At 70.5% G+C, this 5,494-nt stretch carries 6 protein-coding genes; 3 read left to right on the forward strand and 3 right to left on the reverse strand.

All coding sequences use genetic code 11. The features are described 5' to 3' along the window. Nucleotides 1-260 precede the first annotated feature (260 nt). Nucleotides 261-884, reverse strand: coding sequence for a MarC family protein (locus tag AB7O82_RS35890; protein WP_428555010.1), 624 nt, complete (start codon nt 882-884; stop codon nt 261-263). Nucleotides 885-1,011: 127 nt separating this feature from the next. Between AB7O82_RS35890 and AB7O82_RS35895 the strand changes: the two genes are divergently transcribed. Beyond that, entirely contained in the window at nt 1,012-1,779 is a 768-nt protein-coding gene (locus AB7O82_RS35895) for a tellurite resistance TerB family protein (RefSeq protein ID WP_428621657.1), read from the forward strand. A gap of 138 nt (nt 1,780-1,917) precedes the next feature. Here AB7O82_RS35895 and AB7O82_RS35900 read toward each other — a convergent pair whose 3' ends face one another. Together AB7O82_RS35900 and AB7O82_RS35905 are read right to left on the reverse strand one after the other, a co-directional pair. Next, nucleotides 1,918-2,724: a class I SAM-dependent methyltransferase gene (locus AB7O82_RS35900; RefSeq protein WP_428621659.1), complete on the reverse strand. Its 807-nt coding sequence runs from the start codon at nt 2,722-2,724 to the stop codon at nt 1,918-1,920. Further along, nucleotides 2,717-2,992, reverse strand: coding sequence for a YkoF family thiamine/hydroxymethylpyrimidine-binding protein (locus AB7O82_RS35905; protein WP_428555017.1), 276 nt, complete (start codon nt 2,990-2,992; stop codon nt 2,717-2,719). The genes AB7O82_RS35900 and AB7O82_RS35905 overlap by 8 nt, the downstream gene beginning before the upstream one ends. A 225-nt stretch (nt 2,993-3,217) precedes the next feature. Between AB7O82_RS35905 and AB7O82_RS35910 the strand changes: the two genes are divergently transcribed. Beyond that, complete coding sequence (locus AB7O82_RS35910; RefSeq protein ID WP_428621661.1) at nt 3,218-3,556, forward strand: hypothetical protein; 339 nt, start codon at nt 3,218-3,220, stop codon at nt 3,554-3,556. 283 nt (nt 3,557-3,839) lie between these two features. Further along, the gene (locus AB7O82_RS35915; protein ID WP_428555022.1) at nt 3,840-5,357 is read left to right on the forward strand and encodes a M48 family metalloprotease; all 1,518 of its coding nucleotides are present in this window, start codon (nt 3,840-3,842) and stop codon (nt 5,355-5,357) included. The last annotated feature ends 137 nt before the right edge of the window (nt 5,358-5,494 follow it).

A 5,494-nucleotide genomic window follows, 5' to 3' on the forward strand; every position in this document is an offset into this window, starting at 1 on the left:
TCATCCCGCTGGTCATCGTCCGCCTGCTGCGGACACTGGTCGAGGACGAGCACGAGTTCACCCACGCCGAGCAGGAGCAGATCAAGGCCGACCTCGCCGCCATCAAGAAGGCGCTGAAGATCGAGGGCTAGGTCCATGAGTGCTGAATTTGGCGGAAGAGCGCCTCATTCACCGGGAGCGCGCCACTTGAGGCGGAGGTTATTCCGCCTCAAGTGGCGCGCGCTCAGCGCATGACACGGCTCTCCCGGCAAATCTGACGCCTATCGAAAGCTCATCCTGATGGCGACGATGATGCCGTTCACGCCGATGCTGGCGAGGATCAGCCCGGAGACGCGGCTCACGACCTCGATGCCCGGCTTGCCGATCAGGCGGTAGATCGGCTTGGAAAGCACGAGCACGCCGAACACGATCAGAAGGCAGACGACGGTGCGGAACGTCGTGACCGCCTGTTCCGCCAGCGACCGCGTGTTGTTGTCCGTCAGCAGCACCACCGTCAGCATGGCGCCCGCCCCGGCGATTGTCGGGATGGCGAGGGGATAGACGGCGCGCTGCGCCATGGTCGCGGTCGCCGGCAGCGCCTCCACCTCGGCCGTGATCTGGCCGAGCACCAGCTTCAGGCCGAACAGCAGCAGCACGATGGAGCCGGCCAACTGGAAGGAGGGCATGGGGATGCCGAGCGCGTTCAGCAGGAACTGGCCCGCGGCGATGAAGAAGAGCAGCACCAGGAAGGCCGTCGCCACCGCGTAAGCGGCAACCTGCAGCGACTGGCGAGTCGAGAGGCCGGCCGTGACGCCCAGGAACACCGGGATGGCCGCCGTCGGATCGAGCACCACCAGCAGCGTCACGAACTCGTAGAAGAAGTGCGACTGAAACGCGAACTCCAAGCTGGCCTCCGTGGCGGACTCGCCGGCGGCGAATGGAATGCAAGGGCTGCGTCCATCGGCACGGTTTCGTCACAATCCCTCACCATAGGAGTCCTTTCTTGGACAGGGAACTCAGGGAAAATCGCAAATGTTCGATGCGAAGAGTCTGCTCGATCAGTTTCTCGGCGGTCAGCGCGACGGCCAGGGCAATCGTCCCGGCCCCGATCAGGGCAGCCAGGGCACTCAGGCCGCCCAGGGCAGCCAGGGCATCGGCGACTTCCTGCGCGGCGCCGGCGGCGGCGCGGTCGCCGGCAGCCTCGCCGCGCTCCTGCTCGGCTCGAAAACGGGTCGCGAGATCGGCGGCGAGGCGCTGAAGCTCGGCGGTATGGCCGCGGTCGGCGCGCTCGCCTACAAGGCCTATCGCGACTGGCAGGCGGGCAAGCAGGCGCCGGCGCCGCAAGAGGCGGCACGCCAGCCGGCGCCGCCGATGCTGCCCGCGCCGAGCGGCACGCCGTTCAATCCGTCGACCGAGAGCGCCCAGCAATCGCTCGCCCGCAGCCTGCTGCGCGCCATGATCGCGGCGACTAAGGCCGATGGCCATGTCGACGCCCAGGAGCAGGCGCGCATCTTCGCCGAGATGGACAGGATGGCGCTGTCGTCGGAGGACAAGGCCTTCGTCATGGACGAGCTGCGCGCCAGCCTCGACGTCGACGCGGTGGCGCGCGGCGCGACGACGCCGGAGCAGGCGGCGGAGATCTATGCCGCCTCGCTGCTCGCCGTTACCGTGGATTCGGCCGCCGAGCGCGGCTATCTCGCCATGCTCGCCGCGCGTCTGAAACTCGACGACGCGCTGGTCGCCCATCTGCACGGCACGGTCGCCGCGGCGACCGGCGAGAAGGTGCCGGCGGCGCCCTGACGGGCGGCCGCGCGGGGCGTGATGCTTTTCAGGTCGGCCCGTCTCGTGGTCGTCGGCCTGGCTTGGCTTCCCTCGTCCTGCACGGCAGGACGATGAGTGCGGAAGGCTGCCGCGGTTTTGGTCGCGCCGCGCGCGGCGTCACGCCTTGCGGGCCAGCATCGCCAGGAAGGCGGCCCCCCGGGTGGTCCGCTCGCCGAGCGCCGCATCGCACGGCGCGAACAGGCGGGCGAGCGGCAGCCAGGGCGGGAAGAAGATCGCGCCGGTCACGCGCTCGACGTCCAGCCGGGCGGCGCGCGCCAGCTCGCTGAGCTGCGCCGGGGTCCTGAAGGTCGCGCCCCGCCAGATCCCGGCGCCCAGCCAGCCGCGCACGCGCCGTCGCGCGGCCCACAGGCTCCACGGCCCCAGCTCGCCGACGACGAGGCGGCCGCCGGGCTTGAGGACGCGCGCCATCTCGCGCACCGCAGCCTCGGCATCGGCGACGAAGGCGAGCACGGTGACGACCGTCACCACGTCGAAGCTGTCGTCGGCGAAGGGCAGGCGCGCTGCATCCGCGACGGCGTAGCGGATCGCGTCCCCCGGCCGGACCGTCCCGGCCATTTCTTCTGCGGCCCCGAGACCGGCGGCGGCGATCATGCGTGGATCGACGTCGCACCGAGCCTGCGTGAGTCCCATCTGCCGTTCTTTGTCCACGGCGGCGGCGATCATGCGCGGATCGACGTCGCACCCCGTGACCGAGGCGGCCCCGGCGCGCGCCAGCGCACGCGCGAGCGTGCCGTCGCCGCATCCCACGTCGAGCACGGCGCGGCCGCGCAGGTCGCCGGCCAGGCGCAGCAGGAGCCGATGCTCGAGCGCCTCGACGATCTCGCCCAGCGACGATGCCCGCCACGCCGCGTAGACGTGCGGACCGAACCGGCCCGCGCCGGCGGCGGACCTGTCGTCATCCATCCGCGCGATCGGACGTCGCGCGGCCGACCGGGCAGGCATTGGAGACGGTTAGCGCCATCACGACCTGTCCGGCCTGCGCCGCCTTGTCGAAGGCATCGGCCAGCGCCGCGAAGACGATGCCGGCATCGCCCGTCACCACCGTGCTCATCGGGCCCACCTCGGGGTGCAGGCCGTGCGCCTCGAGTGTCGCGCGCGCGCTGTCGATCGCCGGCCCGAGATGCGCCTGGCGCAGGGGATAGAGGCTGATCTGGGCGCTGCAAATCGCCATTTGGCACCATCAGTCCCGTCGTCACGATCGCCGCAGGCCGCGGTGGCCGCTCGCCATTCTGGCGGGCTCATTGGCTCTGCCATCCGTCTCGCGGTCACGATCGCCGCAGGCCGCGGCGCCTCCATTGATCTGTCTCAAGCGCGGGCATTGGTCACCGGAATGATGCGCCCCCCGCGCGGAAATATGGCAGGCTTCTCCCGGGCCGGGGTGGCTCGGGAGAAAGGAATGTTCGAACGAACTGAGGACGAGCGGCTCGTCGGGGTCGATCCGCTCACGGCGATCAGCGCCATGCTGTCGGCGCACGAGATGGTGCTCGAGCTTCTGCTGGCCGACGCCTTGCAGAGCCTGTCGGCATCGGAGGCGCATGCGGCCGTCGTGCGGCTAAACGAGCAATGGGCCCAGGTGCGCGGGACGTTTTTCGGCTCCCAGCTGGCCGAGCCGAAGGAGATGCAGCGCCGCATCGACGCGTCACGGGCCTTCCTGGAGATTCTGACGACCAGGGCGCTGCGCAGCGCCGAGGCCGCGCGGGCAGGCGCGGGTCTGCCCGTGGCGGGACCGGGATAGGGTCCGTAGGGGATATTTGAAACCGCGACGACGCGCGCTGCCCGGATGGCGTGACGCTGCTGTCGGGCCAACCGCCAGAGCTGTTGGTTGCCCGAAGGGTCAAGTGCCGCCCGGATGGCGTGGCGCTGCTGTGGACCGGGCTCGCGCCCGCGCAACCGATGCCGGCGACGTGCGTTGCTGTCGGGTTGCGCTTCGCGCGACTTCTCCTCCTTGAACTCGGGCCCGTCGCGTCGCGTGACGTGACGGGCCATTCTTTCGCTACAGACCCTAAGATGTCGTCGCCGTGAGCGAGCAGCCAGCGTCGACCGGGCGAACGACTTTCCACGACGAGCTCATCCGCCGGCGCCGCGCCGCGTGGATCGTCGCGGTAGTCTGCGCCCTGGTTTCCGCGGGCGTCGGGCTGGTGCTGAGCACCATCGTCACGCCGACCGTGCTGCTGGTCGTGGGTGGCCTCCTGAGGCTCGTCGCCCTGCTCGGCGTGCTCGACTCGCTGGCGCTGGGCGGCGTCGCGCTGATCCAGGACTTCGTCGCTACTCACCTGGACAATGTCGATCACCTCTCGCAGACCCTCGATCAGGTCGACAGTCTCGGCGACATCGCGCTGCTGGCCTGGCCGCTGGCCCGGCTGGCGCCCGCCGCGCTTCCGGCCCTGCTCGCGGCGGTGCTGGTCTGGCTCTGGCTGCGCGGCGTGTTCGGCCGGACCGGCAGCCAGGATCTGGTCGTGCGCCTCGCGGCGCGACCCGCGAACCGCGATGACTTCGAGGAACGCCAGCTGGCCAACATCGTCGAGGAAGTGGCGATCGCCGCCGGCGCGCCGCCGCCGTCGCTCTTCCTGGTCGATACGCCGGCCGTCAACGCCGCCGCGCTCGGCTCGCCCGGCGCGGGGTACGACGGGGGCATCGTGCTTTTCACGCGCGGCATGCTCGACCGGCTGGATCGCGGCGAGACCGAGGCCGTCGCCGCCCGCCTGGTCTCGGCGATCGGGGCCGGAGACGTGCGCGCCGCGGCCGGCATCATGGCGGCACTGCACACCTTGGGCTTCTTCCTCACGCTGCTCGACCTGCCGCTGCGCCGGTCGGCCTGGCGCACCCTGACTGGTCTGCTGGCCGTCTCGCTGTCGCGACGGGCTGGCTCCGGAAGAACGGGCGCCGATACCCTGGCGCGCGTCGGCGAAGGCCTGGAGGAGGGCCTGCAGGCCGATGCGATTCCCGACCTCGACACCATCGCGAGCGAGGCGCCCCGGCTGGTGGCCAGGATCGTGCGCTTCCTGCTGCTGCCCTTCTACCTGGTCTCGGTGTTCTACAAGCTCGTCCTGTTCCTCTGGACATCCCTGTTCCTGGGGCCGCCGCTTGCGTTGCTGTGGCGCAACCGCTGCCATTGGACCGACGCCCACACCGTGAAGCTCGCGCGAAATCCCGAAGCCTTTGCCCGGGCCCTGGAGAGCATCGGCGCGGCCGATCCGCCGCCCGGCGGCGAAGCGTTCGCCTGGCTGTTCGTCGCCGCCCCGACGACGGAGCGTCGCATTGTCACCGCCCGGCGCACTCTGGCGCTGGCGCTCGCTCCGCCGACGCTCGAGCGCCTGGAGCGTCTCAGCGCCATGGGTGCCGCGCCGCGCGGCTGGCGGACGCCGGGCCTGGCAAACCTCGCAGCGCATCCGCTACGCGCCCTCGTGGTCGCAGCCCTGGGCCTGCTGCTCGTTCCGCTGTTCGCGATCCTGGTCCTTGCGATCGGTTTTCTCACCGCCATCGTCATGATGGTCGGCCTCGTCGCCGGCCTCATGATCGTGCAGGTGCTGATCTGACGACCTGCTTCGCCCTCTGATCGGCGTAGACGATCAGCTTCCACCGGATCGCCTCCGGCGCGGGATGGCGATGGTGGTCCGCCGGCGGCAGGAGATCGCCCTCGTTCGACGCGATCTCGTGGTTGCACTCCTGGCAG

This window comes from Reyranella sp. (assembly GCF_050185545.1).
Lineage (GTDB): Bacteria > Pseudomonadota > Alphaproteobacteria > Reyranellales > Reyranellaceae > Reyranella.